We start from the raw sequence: 18,962 nt of genomic DNA, 5'->3' as shown, positions 1-18,962 counted from the left end.
CCTCCCCGCCGTGTCTCAACGGCTGGCCACCACCAGCGGCACCGTCATTTCCAGGGCGCTGACGCCGCCGTGAACCCCCTGCAGGGCCAGCGGTCGCTCGGTCGGCAACCTGTCCAGAATCACGTAGTTCTCCTTCATCACCAGGGTATAGTCGCCCACCCGTTCGGCCAGCCGGGGGTGAGGAGCACCCGGGCCGAACCAGCCCTGCACGATCAGGGTCTCGCTGGCCTGGCACTCCAGCACATCGGCAAGATAACGTCCGAGGTAGCGCTCGAAAGCCCTGACGCGCCCGGGCCTGACGTAGGCATAGGCGAGCCGCGGCTCGCCGCAGAGCGGCAGCACCAGGCAATCCTGCAGCTCGGCGTGCTCCTCCAGCCTTACGGTACGGGCGGGCGTCGCTTCGACGAAGCCATGGTCCGCCGACACGATCAGCAATGTGTCGCCACGGCGGGCAAGAGCCGCCAGAGCATCGGCCCAGCAAGCATCCCACTGGCGGAAATGCGTCAACGCCTCGGTGCCGAACGGCCCCGAGACGTGGGCAATATGATCCAGCTCCGACCAGTATCCATAGACGAAATGTCGGCCTTGCGGACGGGAAAGGCTGTCGACCAGACCTTGGAAAAATTCGGCCATCGAGGCATACCCCGTGACGGCCGCCGGCCGGCAATGGCCACGATTGAAATCGGAATGCGCGATCAGGGCCGGTGACAGCACCTGGCTCGGGACCGGCAGCCGCTCGAAGACCGGCCGGTGACCGAAGAAACGGTCGACCGCGATGCCGGCCTGCCCCAGCGGGACGCCACCAAAGCGGGGCCTGCCCGGCAACACCGCGAGCACGGCACCCAGCTCGCGAAAGTACATGTGCCAGCCCGTCAGACCGTGCTGCTGCGGCGCCAGCCCGGTCAGGAAGGTCGTCACCGCGGCAGCGGTGGTGGAGGGGAATACCGAGGTCAGCGTACCGCGCCGACTGGTGGCCAGATACGAATCGGCGGCCAGATGCGTCAGCAAGGCATCGCCCAGACCGTCGACAACGATCAGGGCAACCTGGCGATAGTCGCGGACTTCCTCCGGCGGCAACAGCGCCAGCGGCTCATGACCGGTAGCATCGCCTCCCAGGCCCAGCACCAGCGAACTCATCAGATTGACGATGCTGCCGCCCGCGTAGTCGGGCCGCAACGCTCTGAAATCCTGCCGCCAGCCGGCGCTCCCGGGCCCGGATGGCGCGACAAACCCGTTCATGTTCAGATGCTTTGGCACGATGTTAGAATGCTGGCAGATTATCATTCCAAGCCAGACCGGCGCCCAATCTCCCCATGTCCGCCAATCCTCCCGCCACCCACAGCACCGCCGCGGTCGAGCTGAAGTCCGGCTCCATCACCCTGCCGATCCTCAAGGTCCATACCAGCGACCTGGCCGAGGTGGACCTGCAGCTCGCCCAGAAGCTGGGCAAGGCGCCGGAATTCTTTCGCCACGCCCCCATCATCGTCGACCTCGGCGATCTGTCCGCCAGCCAGAAACTGGAGCTGGATTTCATCGCCCTGCTGGGCATGCTCCAGGAACACGCCCTGGTGCCGGTCGGCATGCGCGGCGGCACAGCGGACCAGCAGAAGGCCGCGCAGGCGGAAAAGATCGCCGTGCTCGCCGAAGTGCGCGCCGAGCCAGCGCCTGCCGCCGAGGCGAAAGCGCCGGAGCGCCGCCGCGTACCGCCACCGCCCCGGCCCGCGGCTGCCAGCACCAAGGTCATCGACCAGCCGGTACGCTCGGGTCAGCGGGTCTATGCCAGCGGCGGTGACCTCATCGTGCTGGCACAGGTCAGCCCGGGCGCCGAGATAATGGCCGACGGCAACATTCACGTCTACGGGCCACTCAAGGGCCGGGCCCTGGCCGGCGTGCAGGGCAATCTCGAGGCCCGCATCTTCTGCTCCGACCTGCAGGCCCAGCTGGTCGCCATCGGCGGCCATTACCGCACCAGCGAGAACGAGGAAGACGCCCTCCGGGGCAAGCTGGTGCAGATCTACCTCCAGGACGACGCCCTGGTCATCGCACCACTCTGAATCACTGCTACCACCATCGGGAGACTTTTCGTGGCAAGAATCATCGTCGTGACCTCCGGCAAAGGCGGAGTCGGCAAAACCACCACCAGCGCGGCGGTCGCCATGGGCCTGGCGCTGCGCGGTCACCGCACAGCGGTGGTCGATTTCGATATCGGCCTGCGCAACCTCGACCTGATCATGGGCTGCGAGCGGCGAGTGGTCTACGACTTCGTCAATGTCATCAACAATGAAGCCAGCCTGAACCAGGCCCTGATCAAGGACAAACGCTGCGAGAACCTGTTCATCCTGCCGGCCTCCCAGACCCGCGACAAGGATGCCCTGACGCAGGAAGGTGTCGAGCGCGTGCTGAACGAACTGTCGGAGAATTTTGACTATATCGTCTGTGACTCGCCGGCCGGCATCGAACGCGGTGCGCATCTTGCTATGTATTTTGCCGACGACGCCATCGTGGTGACCAACCCGGAGGTTTCCTCGGTGCGCGACTCCGACCGCATGCTGGGACTCCTGGCCAGCAAGTCGCGGCGGGCGGAGGCCAACCAGGAGCCGATCCGCGAGTACCTGCTGCTGACCCGCTATTCGCCGCAACGCGTCAAGCTCGGCGAGATGCTGAGCGTCGACGATGTCCAGGAAATCCTGTCCCTGCATCTTCTCGGCGTGATCCCGGAATCCAAGGCGGTGCTGAACGCCTCCAACTCCGGCGTGCCGGTGGTCATGGACGAGAAAAGCGATGCCGGTCAGGCCTATCAGGATGTCGTCGGCCGCTATCTCGGCGAGAATATTGCGCACCGCTTCATCGAGGCGGAGAAGAAAGGCCTGTTCGGCCGCCTGTTCGGGGGTAAGGCATGAACCTGATGGATTATTTCCGGTCCTCGCGACCGAAGTCCGCCTCGGTCGCCAAGGAGCGACTACAGATCCTGGTCGCCCACGAACGCCGGGCGGAACGCAACCAGCCCGCCTATCTCGCCGATCTGCAAAGGGAATTGCTGGACGTCATCCGCAAGTATGTCCATGTTGAACAGAACGCCATCACGGTCAACATGGAACAGGACGAGAACCGCGAGGTCCTCGAGCTCAACATTGTGCTGCCGGAGGAGACACCTCCCCGGCGGCGTTCCGCCCTGTGAACGCGGGGACGTAAAGCCCACGGATACCGTCACAACCTCACCGGAGAACCCGCATCATGAGCGACGCATTCAACGAAGCCCTGGGAGCCGCTGCCGGCAAGGTCTGGACAGCACTGCAGGCAACGCCGAACGCCAGCGCCACCAAACTGATCGAGGCAACAGGGCTGGAGCGCCATGAAATCCAGCGCGCCATCGGCTGGCTGGCGCGGGAAGGCAAGATCCGCGTCGAGCTGAAAGGCAAGAACGAGTTTTTCAGCCTGCGCGAATCATAAACCCGCCGTCGCCCCGGTTCAGCCAAGTACGGGCATTACCGGCCGGGAGATGCCAGCCATCGCCGGGCCGGCCAGGCATCTCCCGCGTTGCCCCGCTTGCTCAGGGGCGCAAGGCTCTCGAATCCGGCAGCATGCCGGCGCAAGCCACGATGCCAGACCTCATTCGCTCCGATCGACAGTGCGCGTATTGATCCCCAGCAGCGAATAGGCCGGGCAGGTGTTAAGGAGACCGGTCAGCAGCGGCACGATGCCGATGTAGCCCCAGACGCCTATGATGCCGCTCAGCGCCAGGGCCAGCAGCCCAAGACCGGCGCCGATCCGCAGATACTTGTCCGTCTTCCCGACATTCTGTGGCAGATTCATGATGACACCCCTCGATAGGATTGGTTAGGACAAGGGTCCGCGCCGAGCATGCCGGATCGTGCCGCACACGATCGGCGGGGCACTGGACCATGTCAAACCAGAGACGGACATGTCAAGCACTTTCTGAACGGGAAGCCTGACGATGGCGGCGGGCGCCCCATCGTCACGCCCATGACGAGCCGGGCGCAGCGCCGCTGGCGGGCCGTCCACCCCAGACATCAATGATGGCCGGATTGCGGGGCGGCTGGCGCAGCCGTCACCGGCGCCGTCTTCTCGATCAGGGTGCGGTCGTCGATCTTCAGCAGGGTTATGCCTTGATCCAGCATGTAGCGGCACTCCACCCGCTTCGCGGAGCCAACGCTGTTCCAGACCAGGCTGACATAGGTCATGCTGTCGCTCTGGGATTCGGACGGCGTGTAGGGATGGGTACCGATTTCCTTGCGCGCCGCCTCCGAGCATTTGTCCAGCGCAAGGCTGTTCAGCATACCGGACGTTTGCAGGAATGCCCCCTGAATCTTCTCCTGCTGGGTTTCCCGCGTGGTGCCCACGATCACGAAGCCCACGATCATCAGGATGGCAAAACCGATCATGCCCTTGACGAGATTTGATTCCACAATGGCCTCACATGGAAGATGGTTAACTGGCAGCGCGGACTATAACAAAATGGCCGGATGCCGTTGCTTGACCGGAGTCAGAACCTTAAGGCATCGGCAAGGTCCGCCGCCGCGGCATCGCGCCGCCCCAGGGGCTCCAGGTCAAAGCGGGTTTCGATCAGCTTCAGTATCGCGGTCGCGTCGTAGGTCGTGTGGTCGATGCGCCCGCCGCGCGTGAACGGCGAAATCAGCAGCGCGGGAACACGGCTGCCCGGTCCAAAGCGGTCGCCCACCGGCGGCGGCACATGATCCCAGAAGCCGCCGTGCTCGTCATAGGTAACGATGACCAGCATGTGCGGCCATTGCGGGCTCTTCTCCAGCATGGCCAGTATCCCGGCCGTTTTCTGCTCGCCGGCGAAGACATCCGCATCCCCGGGATGCTCGTTGTAGCGTCCCAGGGGCTTGTAGAACGCCACTGCCGGCAAGCGGCCCCGGCGAATGGCCTCCAGAAAGTCCCGCTCGTCCTTCAGATGCCGGGCACGATCCGGTGTGCCATCGGCGTAGCGCCTGAAATAGGCATAGGGCTGGTGGTGATACTGGAAGCTCGGGTCCGCGCGGCCGGCCAGGGCGTCGTCCCAGCCGCCCGCATACCAGGCCCAGGTCACACCCTTGCCCGACAGCCGATCGCCGATGGTGGGCTGAACCTGGGGCGGCAATACCTTGCCGGGAGTGTCGGCCTTGGGACTGCGCGGGCTGAAGGGCGGATAGAGGGTGTTGACCGCATAGCCATCGGGCGTATAGGCGCCATCCCTGAGCAGCTTTCCCTGGGTGTCGAGCACGGCGGTATTGTCTTGCGGCGGTTGCGGATGCCTCGGGGTACAGGCGCAGGTCAGCCACAGGTGGTTGAGGAACGAACCACCGAACGCCGCCGCGAAAAAGCGGTCCGCCAGGGTATAGCGCCTGGCCCAATCCCACAGCGGCAGCCGCCGGCCATCGTAATATCCCATCACCAGCGCGCCGACATTGGATTCGGCGACGAAACGATCCATCCGGCCGCCGTTGATCTGCGCCTGATGCTGGTAGAAGCGGTGCGTGGGATCGCCGATCCGCTCCGTCGGCGGCGCATATCGATCGATCCCGAAGGGCCGGTTCGGCAAGCGCTCGGGAAAGCGTGGATCAGGCGTCGGGGGCTGCGTCCAGGTACTCATGACGCGCGGCAGGACGGCAAACGGCCGGCCCTGCCGGTCGGTCTGAAGCGTGTTTTCCCTGGCGGCACCGGCCAGACCATCGGCGTCCGGGAACAGCCCGTAGAGATTGTCAAAACTGTGGTTCTCGAGGTAGATCACCACGATGTTTTCCAGCCTGGAAAGCCGGCCCGGGGCGGCAGGATCGGCAAGGGAGGTTACGGCATGGCCCGCGCCAAGCAGGCCGGCAAGCAGGATCAAGGTATTTCGATACATGGGACGGTCATGGAGGATAAGCCGGCACTGCCGCAGAAGCACTCCGTCAGGGACAGGCCAGGAAACGCTCAAGTTTCACCGGACCCGAGGCTATCGCCCGGCCGACGCCCCGTCGACCGGGGGAATCAAGCCGGCTCAATGGGTCAGTGCGGTTTACCCGCGTCCCTCGCGCAAATCCTGGGATCGGACCGCCGCACGCCATCCAGGTAGCGGGCGATGCGGTGGGCAACCAGGCGGCGCTCCTCGTCCGGCCAGGCGCGGTTGAGGGCGGGCATGCTGGTGCCCGGACGGAAGCGGGACGGCTCGAGCATCCAGCGCACCAGTTCGGCATCGGGCCAGCGGCAAAGACTGACGGACAGGTCCTCGTGAAACTTCTCGCCGCCGAAGCCGCGCAGGTGGTGACAGGTGAGACAGTTCGTCACCGTGTCCTTCAGGCCCAGCGCCGTCTCCAGATCGGCATGCGGCAACCGCAACGCGGCATCGTCGCCTGGCTGGCGCAAACGGATGTGGGTGACCTGATACGGCCAGCCGGACGAACCGTCATGCTGCAGTGCCGGCACCCGGAGGTTATCCCAGACCAGATAGTAAGGCGCCAGCGGCACCCTTTCGCGCTGCTCCCAGTTATCCAGTTCGAAGGGGGCTCCATCGGCGCGGGCGTAGGTCAGGTAGGCCGGCTGGCGGGCCAGCTTCTCGGCGGGGATGGCCGAGGCATAGCCATCCTCGGCCAGAAACACCACCTCGGTTCCCGGCCGCTGCCAGGATTCGCCGAACCACCGCGTCAACGCCTCCCGCATCGGTACGCCGACATAGGCGATGCGGACAGGCCGCTCCGGCGTGGTCGCATGCGGCTCGATGACCTCCACCGTCTGGCTCCTCAGGCTGGCGTCCTTCGCCAGGGAGATCGGAGACGGCAGTTGCAGCGCCACGGCGCGCCCGGCCAGCGACAGCAAGACCAGCGATACCATCAGGCACCACGGCCGGAGCATGGCATGGCCCCGTCGGCATGTAGCAATGTTTCGCATGCGGATCACCCCATCGCTTGATTCCGGCACATCTTACCCCCGGACACCGCCGACTTCTCCCGCGAGAGCGCGCGGGAATCCGGCAGCCATCGCCTCAGCGGCGGGTATAGCGGTGCTTGACGCCGACCGGAAAGTATTCGGGATCGCCGAAGGCGCGCAGCGTGACCCGGGGAAGCTGGTGTTCGGCCGGCGCGTAGTGGCGGAATTCGCTGTTGAGGCGGAGCAGCTGGGCGCGGATGCTCTCGGCCAGGCGGGCGGCCCGCTCGGCATCGCCGGTCAGACCCGGACGGAGTTCGGCGGTGACGCTCAGATGCTTGTCGCCATCCGTATCCTCCCGCACCTCCAGCACGAACTTGCCGGTCAGCCAGTCCATGACCTCGGGCTGTTCCAGGCCCACCGTGACATTCTCCGGGTAGATGTTGGCGCCGTAGAAGGACACGGTAAAGTCGGCGCGGCCGAAGACATACACCACGGGCAGCGGCCGGACCGGCGCGCTCCCATCCAGGACCTCGCCCATACAGCGCGCGGCGCCCCGCTCGCGCAGGAACGCCTGCATGTCGTCGAAGCCGATCACGCCGCCCTTGTCGGCGATATGATAGCGGACCAGTGGCACGCCGCTGTCGCCGGAAACGATCAGGGTATCCTCGTGGACCTCGAAATAGCGGCTGGCGGGATCGTACTGCACCAGGGTCGGCAGACGCGACTCCCCGAACAGCTCGCGGGCAGCATCCGGGTGCTCGGCCAGGTAGCGGCGGGCGGCGATGGTCCAGGGCGTCTCGTTGCCCAGCACGCCGCCATCCGCCGTGCCGTAGAGCGAGGCCGTGTCGCGGCAGGGCGAGGTCGAACCGGCCCGCCGCACCAGTTCGGCCCGCCATTCCTCGCTGAAGACCTCCCCGGCGAACACCATGCGCACGTTGTGACGCGACCAGTCGATACCCTCGGCCAGTCCGGCGTCGATGACATCCTTGACGAAGGGCGGGTAGCCCAGCAGCACGGTCTGCTCGAATTCCGGCGCCAGCGTACGGACGACGCGGAAGATTTCGTCCTTGTTGTTGCCCGGCGTCGCGACCATCAGCGGATAGCCCTTGTGCGACAGATGCCAGCAGCAGGAGGCGGTGAACAGCCCACCCACCCAGTTGCCCAGTGCGAAGCAGACCACGGCCAGCGTACGCCGCTCATGGGCACGGAAGCTGTCGCGGAACACCTGCTCGAAGCGCACGGCAATATCCAGCTCGTGCCGCAGGCCGCGCGGCCAGAAGGTCGGCTGACCGGTGGAGCCGGAGGACACCGCCACCCGGTCGGAAGCGGCCAGGGTGCCGCCCGGGCAGCGCCGGGGCAGCGGCCAGGCCTGCATGTAGCCGGGCTTGGTCATCAGCGGCAGGCGGCCGAAATCCGCCAGCGTGCGAATGGTTTCCGGCACAATGCCGTGGCTGGCCAGCAGCTCGCGGTAGGCCGGCACGGTCACGGCGGCATGGCGGAACAGGCCCAGCACCCGCCCGGCGACGGCGGCAGGGTCCGGGCAGATCAGGGCATCCAGGTCGCTGTCGAGGAAATGCCGCCATGCGGCCTGGGTGGCGCTCCGTTCGGCATCGGGTTTCATGCGCATTCCTCCGAGGTAAGCAGCTGGCCCGCCAGGGCATCAACCCGACGCCTGGTGCCAGAACGGGGTGCCGATCACCGGGGTACTGGGCTCGGCCGACTCGCGCTCGACCATGGCGCCGCCACGATGGGCCAATCGGCCGGCCGCGATGGCCTGGGCAAAGGCCTGGGCCAGGGCGACCGGGTCGTCGGCCTGAGCCACGGCGGTATTCAGCAGCACGCCGTCGAAACCCCATTCCATGACCTGACAGGCATGGGACGGCAGGCCGATGCCGGCATCGACGATCATCGGCACGTCCAGCCGCTCACGCAGCAGGCGCAGGGCATAGGGATTCATTGCGCCCTTGCCGGTACCGATCGGCGCCGCCCAGGGCATCACCGCCTCACAGCCGACATCGACCAGCCGCTGGCACAGCACCAGATCCTCGGTGCAGTAGGGCAGCACCTTGAAACCCTCGCGCAGCAGCTGCTCGGCCGTACCGACCAGGTTCAGGGTATCGGGCTGGAGCGTGTAGTCGTCGCCGATCAGCTCCAGCTTGATCCATTCGGTGCCGAACACCTCGCGCGCCATCATGGCGGTGGTGTAGACCTCTTCCGGCGTGTGGCAGCCGGCGGTATTCGGCAGGAACGGGGTGTCGAGCTGCGCCAGCAGATCCCAGAAGGCCTGGCCGCCGATCTCGTTGTGCCCGGCGGCCTGCCGGCGCAGCGAAACGGTCAGCATCGCCGGGCGGGCCGCCCGTACCGATTCCTCCAGCACCCGCGGCGAGGAATAGCGGGCCGTGCCGAGCAGCAGGCGGCCGGGGAAGCGGGTGCCGTACAGGATCAAGGCATCGCGGTCATCCGGGGTTGACCGTTCCTGGATGCTCATGCTCAACCCCCGGCGACCGGCTGCACGACCTCGACCCGGTCGCCGGCCTGCAACAGCGTGGTCGGGTAGTCCTGGCGGTGGACGAAACCCAGATTGACGGCAACAGCAAACGGCGGCCGGGCACCGAAGGCCGCCAACGCGTCGTCCAGGGTGGCGCCTTGCGGCAAGTCGAAATCCTGCTGGTTGATGATGATGTGCATGGCGTTCAGGCCGCCTCCTCGAAGTGGTACAGGGACGGCCAGCGCTGCTGGGCGCGCCAGTCCGCAGGCCGCAGGGTATCCGCCGCCGCCAGGTGCCGGACCAGCGCCAAGCTTGCCTCCAGGACGGCCGGGGCAATCAGGTAGCCGTGGCGGTAGAGCCCGTTGATCCGTATCAGCCGCCCCCCTTCCCAGCGGATTTCCGGCCGGTTGTCCGGGAGGGCCGGCCGGCATTGCGCCGTCATCTCCAGGATGCGCGCTTCGGCAAAGCCGGGATGCACGGAGTAAAGCGCGGACAGGAGTTCCAGCGCCGAACGGACGCTGGCTGGCGAGAGATCCTCGGATTCGATCTGGGTGGCGCCAATGACATAGATCCCATCGGGCTTGGGCGCGATGTACAGCGGATAGCGCGGATGCAGCAGCCGCACCGGCCGGGTCAGCGTCACCTCGGGGGCGTGAACGCGGACGACCTCGCCACGCACCCCGCGCACGGCATGCCAGTCGGGCTTGGCGCCCAGCCCCCGGCAGTCGATGATCCAGTCGGCCTCGACCTGCTCGGGCGCGACCATCACCTGCCAGTGGGTTCGAACCCCGGCGTCCCGCATGGCGTCCGCCAGCGCCGGCAACAGGGCGCGATTGTCGAGCTGGCCCTCACCCGGCAGGAACAGCCCGCGCGGGAAGCGCGTGCCCAGGCCCGGCTCCAGCGCGGCGATCTCGGCGCCCGACAGCGCGCGGGCCGGCTCCGCCCCGGGCAGGCGCGGGTGGGCGCGCCCCAGCGCCCGGCCGAACCGCACGGCCTGGTCCCGGTCCTGCGCATGCCAGACCACCAGCGTTCCCTGGCGCTGGAAGTAGACGGGCCGCGACAGCCCGGCCAGCAGCGCCGGCCAGCGGGACAGGCTGTCCTGGCCCAGTTCGACGACCAGTGGCTCGGCCTCGACCGACTCCGCCAGCGGCGCCAGCATGGCCGCGGCCACGCGCGCGGCCGAGCCTTCCGCATCCGGACCGGCGCGATCGAAGAGATCGACGGACTGACCGGCCCTGGCCAGCGAGACCGCCATCAGCCGGCCCATCAGGCCGCCGCCGAGTACGGCGAAACGCGCGCTCATAGGTAACGCCTGGCGCCGCAAGCGCCGGCAGGCATGACGCCAGCCATGGCGGGGATCTGGATGGATCGGGTGGGAATATCCGGCTCCTGTCTTGGGCGAACCGGAGAAGCGGACGGGGGGGAAGGTGGCCTCGCCGCCGGTTCATCGGCAACGGGCCCTGGAAACTTCCCACGCCGGCATTATCCGGATCGGGTTTGAGGGTCTCTCTCAGCGCTGCCCGGAACGGCAGGCACCCCTGTTTCGGCAAGTCGGAATTAAAGCACAATCCGGCCGTTTCGCGAAGGCGGCGCTCAGCCCCCCTTGCGGCACAACACCAGCCAGCGAAAGGTCGCCATGCCGGCCAGGCCGACGAGTATCGACGAAACATCCATGGCGATCCCGATCCAGAAGCTGTGGACCTGGAAATGGCCGGCCATGAAGTTCCGGAGCACGACATACATCCAGAACAGGAAGCCGCCGTAATAGAGCAGCGCCCCGGCCAGGCCCCAGGCCAGCGCAGGTTGCCGGCGCGCGGCGGCGGTGCGGTAGAACCAGAGGGCCGAGAGAAACACGGCCAGGACAGACAGGATCGCGGTCATCGGCGTTCTCCGGAAACAGGTTGCGCTACTCTATCAAAATGCCGGCGCGCCGAATCCAGGCCGCCGGCCCCGGTTGTCAGCCCTCCCGGTACCCGCCATGACCCTACGCATCCGCTCCCTGCTGGAGCAGGTTCCCGACCAACTGGACCAGGAACGCTTCGAAACCTGGCTGGAAACGTCCGCCCTGCGCATCGAACGCATACTGTCGCGCGGCCATGCGACACCCGCCGGCGAATGGTACGACCAGCCGCGCGACGAATGGGTGGCGCTGCTGCAGGGCGCGGCGCGGCTGGCGATCGAGGGACAGCCGGAGGAACTGGACCTGGCGCCCGGCGATGCGGTGCTGCTGCCGGCCCATTGCCGGCACCGGGTGAGCTGGACCGATCCCGACCAGGTCTCGATCTGGCTGGCGCTGCACTTCGCCAGCGACGGCACGCCCCAGCCCGGCCCCTGAACGGCCCGATGCCTCAGAGACAGGCCGGCAGACCGGCGGCCAGATCCGGATAGCGCAGCTGAACGCCGAGTTCCTCGCACATGCGCCGATTGTCCAGGCGCTTCGATTCCTCCAGGAAGGACAACATCGCGGGACTCAGCACCCGCCGCGCCTCGGCCAGCGTGATGGCGGGCGGACGCGGCAGGCCATGGAGATCGGCGATGCGCCAGAAATAATCGGTCATGGTGGTCGGCTGCCCGTCACTGATGTGGTAGACCCGCCCGGGCTGCCCCTGGCGGGCGGCGGCAAAACAGGCCGCAGCCAGATCGTCGGCATGAATGCGATTGCTGTAGGGCGATTCCTCCGGCAGCAGGACCGGAATGCCCTGGCGAACGCGCTCGGCCGGCAGCCGGCCGGGACCATAGATGCCGGGCACCCGCAGCAGGATCACCGGCACGCCGGTATCCGCCTGCCAGCGGCGCAGGATCGTTTCCGCGGCCAGGCGTCGCTGCCCGCGCGCCGTCTTCGGCGCCACCGGCCAGTCTTCGTCGATCCAGGCGCCACCGGCATCGCCATAGACCCCGCTGGTGCTGATGTAAACCAGCCTTGCCGGCAGCACGGTCTGGGCCCGCAACCAGCACTGCAGACGCGGATCCTCGGTTCCGTGGGGCGGCGGCGGAGCGAAGTAGTAGAGGGTAGCCAGCGCGCAGGCGGGCGGCACGAGGCTGGCGGGACTGTCCAGATCGCCGCGCACCGGTTCAATGCCGCATGCCGCCAGGACATCGGCGCCGGCGGCAGAGCGTGTCAGTGCCGCGACCGGCCGGTCATCCGCCTGCTCCAGCTGCGCCACCCGCCGGCCGATATCCCCGCAACCGACGATCATGACGCTGGCCGCGCGCGTCTCCCGGGAAATTGTCATGGGCTTTTCCGACCATCGTTGCCAAGCATAACGCGGTACTATAGTGCCTCTTCCGGAAGATTGCCGCGCGCCGTGACATGTCCCGACTCCGTCCCGCCCTTCTGCACCTGGCCTTGATCCTGATGCAGTTCCTGTCGCCCTGGGTGCATGCCCATGCGGCAGCGGAAACGAGCGGGTTTCTGCATCTGCCCGGCCTCGAATCCCTGACCACCCGGGCAAGCGGTGTGTCCTCCGCGGCGCCTGCCGGCAGCAACCGGGTCGTGGTGATGCAGGCGGGCATGGTCAAGGGCAGCAATCCGCTGCTGGAACGGTCGCCGGCCACCGTGACGGGACTGCCCGGCTCGCCGCTGCCGGTGTCGCGCCAGCCCCGACGGCACGAGCCGGCTATCGGCGAGCCCCCCGCCGGCAAGCCGCGGCGCCAGCAGCCCGGTGGCCCGCCGCCGCGCGCTTCGCCCGATCGCCCCGCCCCGCCCGAAACCGGCACCTGAGCAAGGTTCCGGTCCGCGGCATCGGCTGTCTGGCCGATACCGGCACCCCATTCGACGCCAGCGAGGTGGTTATGGCCCGTGGCTGCAAGGTTCTGTCATGAAACGTCTCCTGATCCCGCTTCTCTGCCTGTGGCTTCCGCCCGCGGCCCAGGCCCTGAACTACGATCCCGACGAGGATTTGCTGGTAGTGCATGTCGACGAGCTGGTCTTCGACGACCGGCTCACGCTCAGGAACGTGATCGAAACGACATTCGAGCGCTACCCCCAGAATGCCCTCATCCAGGCTTTCCAGGAAGAATCGCGGGCCCTCGAACAGCGCAGCTCGAGCTGGATCGCCGGCTATCCGATGCTGTACCTGCAATACATCGATGACGCCCTTTTCGGCCGGGATGACGGCATCACCAACGTCCAGTCCGGCTACCAGGTGCCGCTGTGGATGTGGGGCCAGAAGCAGGCCAGCGAAAAGGTGACGGAGGAATCCAGGCAGGCGGTCGAGCGCTATATCGTCGCCCTCAAGCACGAGGTGGCCGGCCTGGTGCGCGATGCCCTGTGGACCCTGCGGCTGATGGAAAACCGGCGCGAGCTGGCGCGGCAGATTTACGAGGTGGCCGAGCGCCTGACCGCCGTGGTGCAGCGCCGCGTCGAGCTCGGCGACCTGGCACGGGCGGACCTCCTGCTGGCGGAAAGCGACCAGCTGGAAAAGAAGACCGTCCTGGTCCAGGCCGAGGCCGAGGTCATGCATGCCCGCAAGGCCTACCAGAATCTCACCCGCATGACCCGCGCGCCGCGCAAGCTGGAGGAACCGCTGAGTCCACTGAAGCAGTTCGACGAGCGTCACCCCTCGCTGGCGGCGGCCAGCGCCTCGGTCGAGCGGGCCCAGGCCGAAGTGGAGCTGACCCGCCTGTCGAAGCAGGGCAACCAGCCCACCCTGCTGGTCGGCACGGACAGCTCGCAGGTCGATCTCCAGGGCAATTTCGGCACCGGTACCAACCTGGTCTTGCAGGTGCCGGTCGGCGGCGACGACTGGCATGCCCCCCAGGTGGCGCAGGCCAACCTGACCCTGAACGAAAAGATCGTCCAGCGCGAAACCCTGCGACGACAGCTTGAAAAGGCCCTGCACGAAGCCCGCCACAACCTGGAAGTGGACAAGGCCGCGCTGGCCATCGCCGAGCGCCGCAAGGCCATCGCCGAAACGCAGATCAACATGAGCCGTATCGCCTTCGAGGCCGGCGAGATCGCGCTGATCGACTACCTCAAGATCCAGGCCGGCGCCCAGGCCGCCATCCGTGATGCGGCCGAACGTGCCATCCTGGTGCAGAAGGATACGGCCACCTACAACCAGGTCGTCGGGGTTCTGCCATGATCGCCCGCCTACTGACAACGGCCCTGTGCGGTCTCGGCCTGGCTTTCGGGGCGCAGGCCGAAAACCACCTGATCCGCCTGGACACCGAGCAGCGCAGCCACCTGGACCTGCGCACCGTGAGACCCGAACCCGTCTCCGCGCTGCCGCTGGCGCAGGTCCCGGGCCGGGTGGTTCTGCCCCCGGCCCACGAATTTGCCGTCACCGCCCTCCAGTCGGGGGTCATCACCCGCGTCAACGTGCCCCTGGGCGTGACCGTGGCCAAGGGTCAGGTGCTGGCGGAAATCGAAAGCGTTGCCCTGGTGGACCTGCAGCGGGCGCTGGTCGATGCCCAGTCCGTGTTCGGCGTCGCCGAGGCCAAGATGGGCCGCGACGATACCCTGCTGCGCGAGGGAGTGATCTCGCGGGTGCGCTGGCAGGAAACCCGCAGCGACTTCGAACGGGCGCAGGCCGCGCTGCGCGCCGCCGAGCAGACGCTGCTGGCTTCCGGGCTGGCGGCGACGGAGATCGCGCGACTGAAGACGGAGGGACGTATCAGCGGCATCTACCGCGTACTGTCGCCGGCCGAAGGCATCGTGCTGGAACGCCTGGCGATCGTCGGCCAGCGGGTCGATACGCTGGCGCCGCTGTTCCGCATCGGTCGTCTGGACGAGCTGTGGCTGGAAATCGAGATGCCGCAGGAGCGCCTCAAGGAGGCCCGCACCGGCGACCGGGTCACGATCGACAACCCGAAGGCACGCGCCCGCGTGATCGAGATCAGCCAGAGCGTCGACCCGCAGAGCCAGACCGCCCTGGTCCGGGCGCGGGTCGAGCAGGGCGGCGACCGCCTGCGCCCCGGCATGAACGTCAATGTCCAGACCCTGCACCGCAGTACCGACCGCATCTTCAAGGTGCCGATAGCGGCCGTATTCCACCACGAGGGTCACAGTTACGTCTTTGTCCAGCGCGAGGGAGGCTTCGAGGCGGTAGAGGTGCAGGTGGCGGGGCAGGAGGCCTATCACGTCGTACTGCACGAAGGCCTGGAAGGCGGCGAAAGCATCGTCGCGCAAGGCGTGGCCGGCCTCAAGGCGGCCTGGGTCGGCGGGCTGGCCGGACACGAGCACGCCGAGTGATGGAGCGCCTGATCCGGTTCGCCCTGAGCCAGCGCGTCTTCACCCTGCTGCTGGCGCTGCTGATCGCGGGTGCCGGCTGGGTGGCAGCCTTGCGATTGCCGATCGACGCCTTCCCCGATGTCTCCCCGACCCAGGTCAAGATCATCGTCAAGGTCCCGGGCATGACGCCCGAGGAAGTCGAGAGCCGGGTCACCGCCCCGGTCGAGGTGGAATTGCTGGGCATCCCCCGGCAGACCATGCTCCGCTCCATCGCCAAATACGCGCTGACCGACATCACCCTCGACTTCGAGGAGGGCACCGACATCTACTGGGCGCGCCAGCAGGTCGCGGAACGGCTGAACGGCGTCTGGTCGACCCTGCCCGCCAACGCCGAGGGCGGCATGGCACCGATGACCACGCCCCTGGGTGAGATGTTCATGTTCACCGTCGAGGGCGAGGGCCTGAGCCTGGCCGACCGGCGCGGGTTGCTGGACTGGGTGATTCGCCCGGCACTCCGCACGGTGCCGGGCGTGGCCGACGTCAACGCGCTGGGCGGACTGGTCCGCAGCTTCGAGGTCATCCCCGACAGCATGCGGCTGGCGGCGCGCGGGGTCAGCATGGACGCGCTGACCGCGGCCCTGATGCTCAACAATCGCAATGACGGCGCGGGCCGGCTGATCCAGGGCGAGGAGTCGCTGCTGGTGCGGGCCGAGGGGCGCATCAGCACGCTGGACGATGTCCGCACCATTGTCGTCGCCAATCGCGGCGGCGTGCCGATCACGGTCAACGATCTGGCCGAGGTGCGCATCGGTGCCCTGACCCGCTATGGTGCGGTCAGCCGCGATGGCCAGGGCGAGGTGGTCGAGGGACTGGTCCTGGGCATGCGCGGCGCCAACGCGCGCGAGGTGGTGCAGGGCGTGGAACAGAAACTGCAGGAAATCCGCCCGGCCCTGCCCAAAGAGGTCGAACTGCGGGTTTTCTACAATCGCAGCACGCTGATCGACAAGGCGACGCAGACCATCATCCGCGCCCTGATCGAGGCCACCCTGCTGGTCGTGGTGCTGCTGCTGCTGTTCCTGGGGGACCTGCGCGCCGCCTTGACCGTGGCCCTGATCCTGCCGATGGTGGCGCTGTTCGCCTTCCTGCTGATGGACCAGTTCGGCATCACGGCGAACCTGATGAGTCTTGGCGGGCTGGCGATCGCCATCGGCAAGCTGGTCGACCCGGCCGTGGTCGTGGTGGAAAACATCACCACGCACCTCGCCGCGCAGCCCCAAGGCGCGCGCCTGCCGCGCCTGCATGTCATCTACCGGGCCATGCGCGAGGTGATGGCGCCGGTGGTATCCGGCTCTATCATCATCGGCATCGTCTTCGTGCCCCTGCTGTCGCTGCAGGGCCTGGAGGGCAAGCTGTTCAAGCCGGTCGCCTTCACCAATGTCTTCGCCATGAGTGGCTCGCTGCTGTTCTCGCTGCTGGTCATCCCGGTGCTGGCCTCGTTCCTGATGACCCGGGTGCAGCACGAGGAGCCCTGGCTGGCGCGGCGGCTGCACGCCCTGTACGAACCCTTGCTGGGCTGGTCGCTGCGACATGCGCGCACCGTGCTGATCACGGCGGGCCTGCTGCTGCTGTCGGCACTGCTGGTCTACACCCGGACCGGCAAGATATTCATGCCGACCATGGACGAGGGCGATATCATCGTGCAGGTCGAGAAACTCCCCTCGATCAATCTGGAGGAGTCGGTGAGGATGGACGGGCAAATCCAGAAAGCGGTGCTGGAACATGTCCCCGAGGTGGCGCACATCACCGCCCGTGTCGGCGCCGACGAAATCGGCCTCGATCCCATGGGGCTGAACGAGACCGACACCTTCCTGGTGCTGAAACCGGAATCCGGGTGGCAGGCGGGCGGCAAGGAGGCCTTGATCGAACGCCTGCGCCACGTGCTGGACACCATCCCCGGCATCGCCTATGGCTTCACCCAGCCGATCCAGATGCGGGTAACGGAAATGCTGACCGGCGTCCGTGGCGACGTGGCCGTGAAGCTCTATGGCCCGGAGCTGTCGGTACTGAACGCCAAGGCCGAGGAAATTGCCGAGGTAATGCGCGGCATCGCCGGCGCCTCGGATGTCTTCACGCTGCGCAACGAGGGCATGCAATACCTGGTGGTCAGGATCGATCGCCTGGCGGCCGGGCGACTGGGGCTGAATTCCGATGCCCTGGCGGACACCCTTCGCACCCAGGTGGAGGGCCGCAAGCTGGGCATCGTCCAGGAGGGTATCCGCCGCACGCCCTTGCTGCTGCGCGGCACCAGCGGGCCGGCACAGATGTCGACCCTGCAGATCGCCCTGCCGGATGGGCGCCGGGTACCGTTATCGGCTGTGGCCTCGATCAATGCGGTGGAAGGCGCGGTGGCAATCGCCCGCGAGCGCGGCATGCGCTACTCGGTGGTGCGCAGCAACGTCGAGGGGCGCGACCTGGTGGGTTTCGTCGAGGACGCGCGGCGCGCCGTAGCCGAGCGGGTCAGCCTGCCGGAGGGCTACTTCCTCGGCTGGGGCGGCCAGTTCGAGAATCAGCAGCGTGCCGCCACCCGGCTGTCCATCGTCATTCCGGTAGCGCTGGGGCTGATCTTCCTGCTGCTGTTCTCCACCTTCGGCTCGGTGCGGCAGGCCCTGCTGGTGCTGGCCAATGTCCCGCTGGCACTGATCGGCGGCATCTACGGGCTGTGGATCGCCGGCGAGTATCTGTCGGTATCGGCGTCGGTCGGCTTCATCTCGTTGCTGGGCATCGCCGTTCTCAACGGCGTGGTCATGGTCAGCACCTTCAACCAGCTCAGGGCCTTGGGCATGCCCATGGAACAGGTGGTCATCCAGGGCGCCCTGCGGCGGCTACGACCGGTGCTGATGACCGCCGGCATCGCTGCATTCGGGCTGATTCCCCTGCTGTTCGCGACCGGGCCGGGCTCGGAAATTCAACGTCCGCTGGCCATCGTGGGTGTCGGCGGCCTGCTCACATCCACCCTGCTGACCCTGTTGCTGCTGCCTATCCTCTATCGGCGATTTGGCGAACCGTCTCGCCCAGTTGTCGTGCAAACGGCCACCATGGCTGCCAGGGATCGGGATGCGTAACGGCATATCATCCGACAGCCTGCTGACCCTGGTGGCTCCGGCGCATCTGGAGGAGGTGCTGGTGGACTGGCTGCTGGAGCATGCCGCCGGCAACGGCTTTTGCAGCGGACCGATCAACGGCCATTCCGCCCGCCACGACCAGCTCAACCTGGCGGAGCAGGTGGCCGGTCACCAGCGGCAGATCCGCTTCGAGATCCACGCCGAACACGCCGTGATCGACGGACTGCTGGGGCACCTGCGGCAGGATTTCGCCGGAGCCTCGCTGCACTACTGGATCGCACCGCTGAGCGGCGCGGGGAAGATCTGAATCCCG

General features: G+C 67.1%; 21 protein-coding genes and 1 riboswitch. Of the genes, 10 read left to right on the top strand and 11 right to left on the bottom strand.

Going from position 1 to position 18,962, the window contains the following annotated elements:
* Nucleotides 1–15: 15 nt before the first annotated feature.
* Complete coding sequence (locus ACH5N8_RS01135; RefSeq protein WP_483282182.1) at nucleotides 16–1,239, bottom strand: alkaline phosphatase family protein; 1,224 nt, start codon at nucleotides 1,237–1,239, stop codon at nucleotides 16–18.
* A 74-nt stretch (nucleotides 1,240–1,313) separates the two neighbouring features.
* Between ACH5N8_RS01135 and minC the strand changes: the two genes are divergently transcribed.
* The 4 genes from minC to ACH5N8_RS01115 are packed head-to-tail and all read left to right on the top strand — an operon-like array spanning nucleotide 1,314 to nucleotide 3,450.
* Nucleotides 1,314–2,054, top strand: coding sequence for a septum site-determining protein MinC (gene minC, locus ACH5N8_RS01130; protein ID WP_460027631.1), 741 nt, complete (start codon nucleotides 1,314–1,316; stop codon nucleotides 2,052–2,054).
* 30 nt (nucleotides 2,055–2,084) lie between these two features.
* Nucleotides 2,085–2,900, top strand: coding sequence for a septum site-determining protein MinD (gene minD, locus ACH5N8_RS01125; protein ID WP_460027630.1), 816 nt, complete (start codon nucleotides 2,085–2,087; stop codon nucleotides 2,898–2,900).
* Nucleotides 2,897–3,178 (top strand): cell division topological specificity factor MinE, encoded by a 282-nt coding sequence (minE, locus tag ACH5N8_RS01120; protein ID WP_460027629.1) that lies wholly within the window; start codon nucleotides 2,897–2,899, stop codon nucleotides 3,176–3,178. The genes minD and minE overlap by 4 nt, the downstream gene beginning before the upstream one ends.
* A gap of 56 nt (nucleotides 3,179–3,234) precedes the next feature.
* Nucleotides 3,235–3,450: a winged helix-turn-helix domain-containing protein gene (locus ACH5N8_RS01115; protein WP_460027628.1), complete on the top strand. Its 216-nt coding sequence runs from the start codon at nucleotides 3,235–3,237 to the stop codon at nucleotides 3,448–3,450.
* 159 nt (nucleotides 3,451–3,609) lie between these two features.
* On the opposite strand, the gene ACH5N8_RS01110 is transcribed toward ACH5N8_RS01115, so the two are convergent.
* The 9 genes from ACH5N8_RS01110 to ACH5N8_RS01070 form a co-directional block, all read right to left on the bottom strand.
* Nucleotides 3,610–3,813 carry a YgaP family membrane protein gene (locus ACH5N8_RS01110; protein ID WP_460027627.1) on the bottom strand — a complete coding sequence of 68 codons (204 nt, stop codon included), beginning with the start codon at nucleotides 3,811–3,813 and terminating at the stop codon, nucleotides 3,610–3,612.
* A 218-nt stretch (nucleotides 3,814–4,031) separates the two neighbouring features.
* Nucleotides 4,032–4,427: a hypothetical protein gene (locus ACH5N8_RS01105; protein WP_460027626.1), complete on the bottom strand. Its 396-nt coding sequence runs from the start codon at nucleotides 4,425–4,427 to the stop codon at nucleotides 4,032–4,034.
* A gap of 77 nt (nucleotides 4,428–4,504) precedes the next feature.
* Nucleotides 4,505–5,866 carry an alkaline phosphatase family protein gene (locus ACH5N8_RS01100; protein ID WP_483282181.1) on the bottom strand — a complete coding sequence of 454 codons (1,362 nt, stop codon included), beginning with the start codon at nucleotides 5,864–5,866 and terminating at the stop codon, nucleotides 4,505–4,507.
* A 143-nt stretch (nucleotides 5,867–6,009) separates the two neighbouring features.
* Nucleotides 6,010–6,831 (bottom strand): cytochrome c family protein, encoded by an 822-nt coding sequence (locus ACH5N8_RS01095; RefSeq protein WP_483282180.1) that lies wholly within the window; start codon nucleotides 6,829–6,831, stop codon nucleotides 6,010–6,012.
* A gap of 151 nt (nucleotides 6,832–6,982) precedes the next feature.
* On the bottom strand, nucleotides 6,983–8,488 hold the full coding sequence (locus ACH5N8_RS01090; RefSeq protein WP_483282179.1) for a phenylacetate--CoA ligase family protein: 1,506 nt from the start codon (nucleotides 8,486–8,488) through the stop codon (nucleotides 6,983–6,985).
* Nucleotides 8,489–8,527: 39 nt separating this feature from the next.
* A complete protein-coding gene (gene thiG / locus ACH5N8_RS01085; protein WP_483282178.1) occupies nucleotides 8,528–9,355 on the bottom strand; it encodes a thiazole synthase in 828 nt (275 codons plus the stop codon).
* A 2-nt stretch (nucleotides 9,356–9,357) separates the two neighbouring features.
* Nucleotides 9,358–9,555: a sulfur carrier protein ThiS gene (gene thiS / locus ACH5N8_RS01080; RefSeq protein WP_460027621.1), complete on the bottom strand. Its 198-nt coding sequence runs from the start codon at nucleotides 9,553–9,555 to the stop codon at nucleotides 9,358–9,360.
* A 5-nt stretch (nucleotides 9,556–9,560) separates the two neighbouring features.
* A complete protein-coding gene (locus ACH5N8_RS01075) occupies nucleotides 9,561–10,658 on the bottom strand; it encodes an FAD-dependent oxidoreductase (RefSeq protein ID WP_483282177.1) in 1,098 nt (365 codons plus the stop codon).
* A gap of 148 nt (nucleotides 10,659–10,806) precedes the next feature.
* A riboswitch (TPP riboswitch) is annotated at nucleotides 10,807–10,905 on the bottom strand.
* A gap of 43 nt (nucleotides 10,906–10,948) precedes the next feature.
* Nucleotides 10,949–11,236 carry a hypothetical protein gene (locus tag ACH5N8_RS01070; RefSeq protein ID WP_483282176.1) on the bottom strand — a complete coding sequence of 96 codons (288 nt, stop codon included), beginning with the start codon at nucleotides 11,234–11,236 and terminating at the stop codon, nucleotides 10,949–10,951.
* A 97-nt stretch (nucleotides 11,237–11,333) separates the two neighbouring features.
* Between ACH5N8_RS01070 and ACH5N8_RS01065 the strand changes: the two genes are divergently transcribed.
* A complete protein-coding gene (locus tag ACH5N8_RS01065; RefSeq protein ID WP_483282175.1) occupies nucleotides 11,334–11,690 on the top strand; it encodes a cupin domain-containing protein in 357 nt (118 codons plus the stop codon).
* Between the two features lie 13 nt (nucleotides 11,691–11,703).
* Here ACH5N8_RS01065 and ACH5N8_RS01060 read toward each other — a convergent pair whose 3' ends face one another.
* A complete protein-coding gene (locus tag ACH5N8_RS01060) occupies nucleotides 11,704–12,588 on the bottom strand; it encodes an SDR family oxidoreductase (RefSeq protein ID WP_483282174.1) in 885 nt (294 codons plus the stop codon).
* 77 nt (nucleotides 12,589–12,665) lie between these two features.
* On the opposite strand from ACH5N8_RS01060, the gene ACH5N8_RS01055 reads away from it, so the two are divergent.
* The 5 genes from ACH5N8_RS01055 to ACH5N8_RS01035 all read left to right on the top strand — a co-directional run bounded on the left by ACH5N8_RS01055 (nucleotide 12,666) and on the right by ACH5N8_RS01035 (nucleotide 18,956).
* Nucleotides 12,666–13,076: a hypothetical protein gene (locus tag ACH5N8_RS01055; RefSeq protein WP_483282173.1), complete on the top strand. Its 411-nt coding sequence runs from the start codon at nucleotides 12,666–12,668 to the stop codon at nucleotides 13,074–13,076.
* A gap of 97 nt (nucleotides 13,077–13,173) precedes the next feature.
* Nucleotides 13,174–14,439, top strand: a complete 1,266-nt coding sequence (locus ACH5N8_RS01050; RefSeq protein ID WP_483282172.1) for a TolC family protein — start codon at nucleotides 13,174–13,176, stop codon at nucleotides 14,437–14,439.
* Nucleotides 14,436–15,548 carry an efflux RND transporter periplasmic adaptor subunit gene (locus ACH5N8_RS01045; RefSeq protein WP_483282171.1) on the top strand — a complete coding sequence of 371 codons (1,113 nt, stop codon included), beginning with the start codon at nucleotides 14,436–14,438 and terminating at the stop codon, nucleotides 15,546–15,548. The genes ACH5N8_RS01050 and ACH5N8_RS01045 overlap by 4 nt, the downstream gene beginning before the upstream one ends.
* Entirely contained in the window at nucleotides 15,548–18,649 is a 3,102-nt protein-coding gene (locus tag ACH5N8_RS01040; protein ID WP_483282170.1) for an efflux RND transporter permease subunit, read from the top strand. The genes ACH5N8_RS01045 and ACH5N8_RS01040 overlap by 1 nt, the downstream gene beginning before the upstream one ends.
* Nucleotides 18,642–18,956 carry a DUF3240 family protein gene (locus ACH5N8_RS01035; protein ID WP_483282169.1) on the top strand — a complete coding sequence of 105 codons (315 nt, stop codon included), beginning with the start codon at nucleotides 18,642–18,644 and terminating at the stop codon, nucleotides 18,954–18,956. Before ACH5N8_RS01040 ends, ACH5N8_RS01035 begins: the two co-directional genes overlap by 8 nt.
* Nucleotides 18,957–18,962: the final 6 nt, after the last annotated feature.

It is taken from the genome of Methyloparacoccus sp. NF-16, from assembly GCF_056880625.1.
This window is presented reverse-complemented; position numbering and strand designations above follow the sequence as displayed.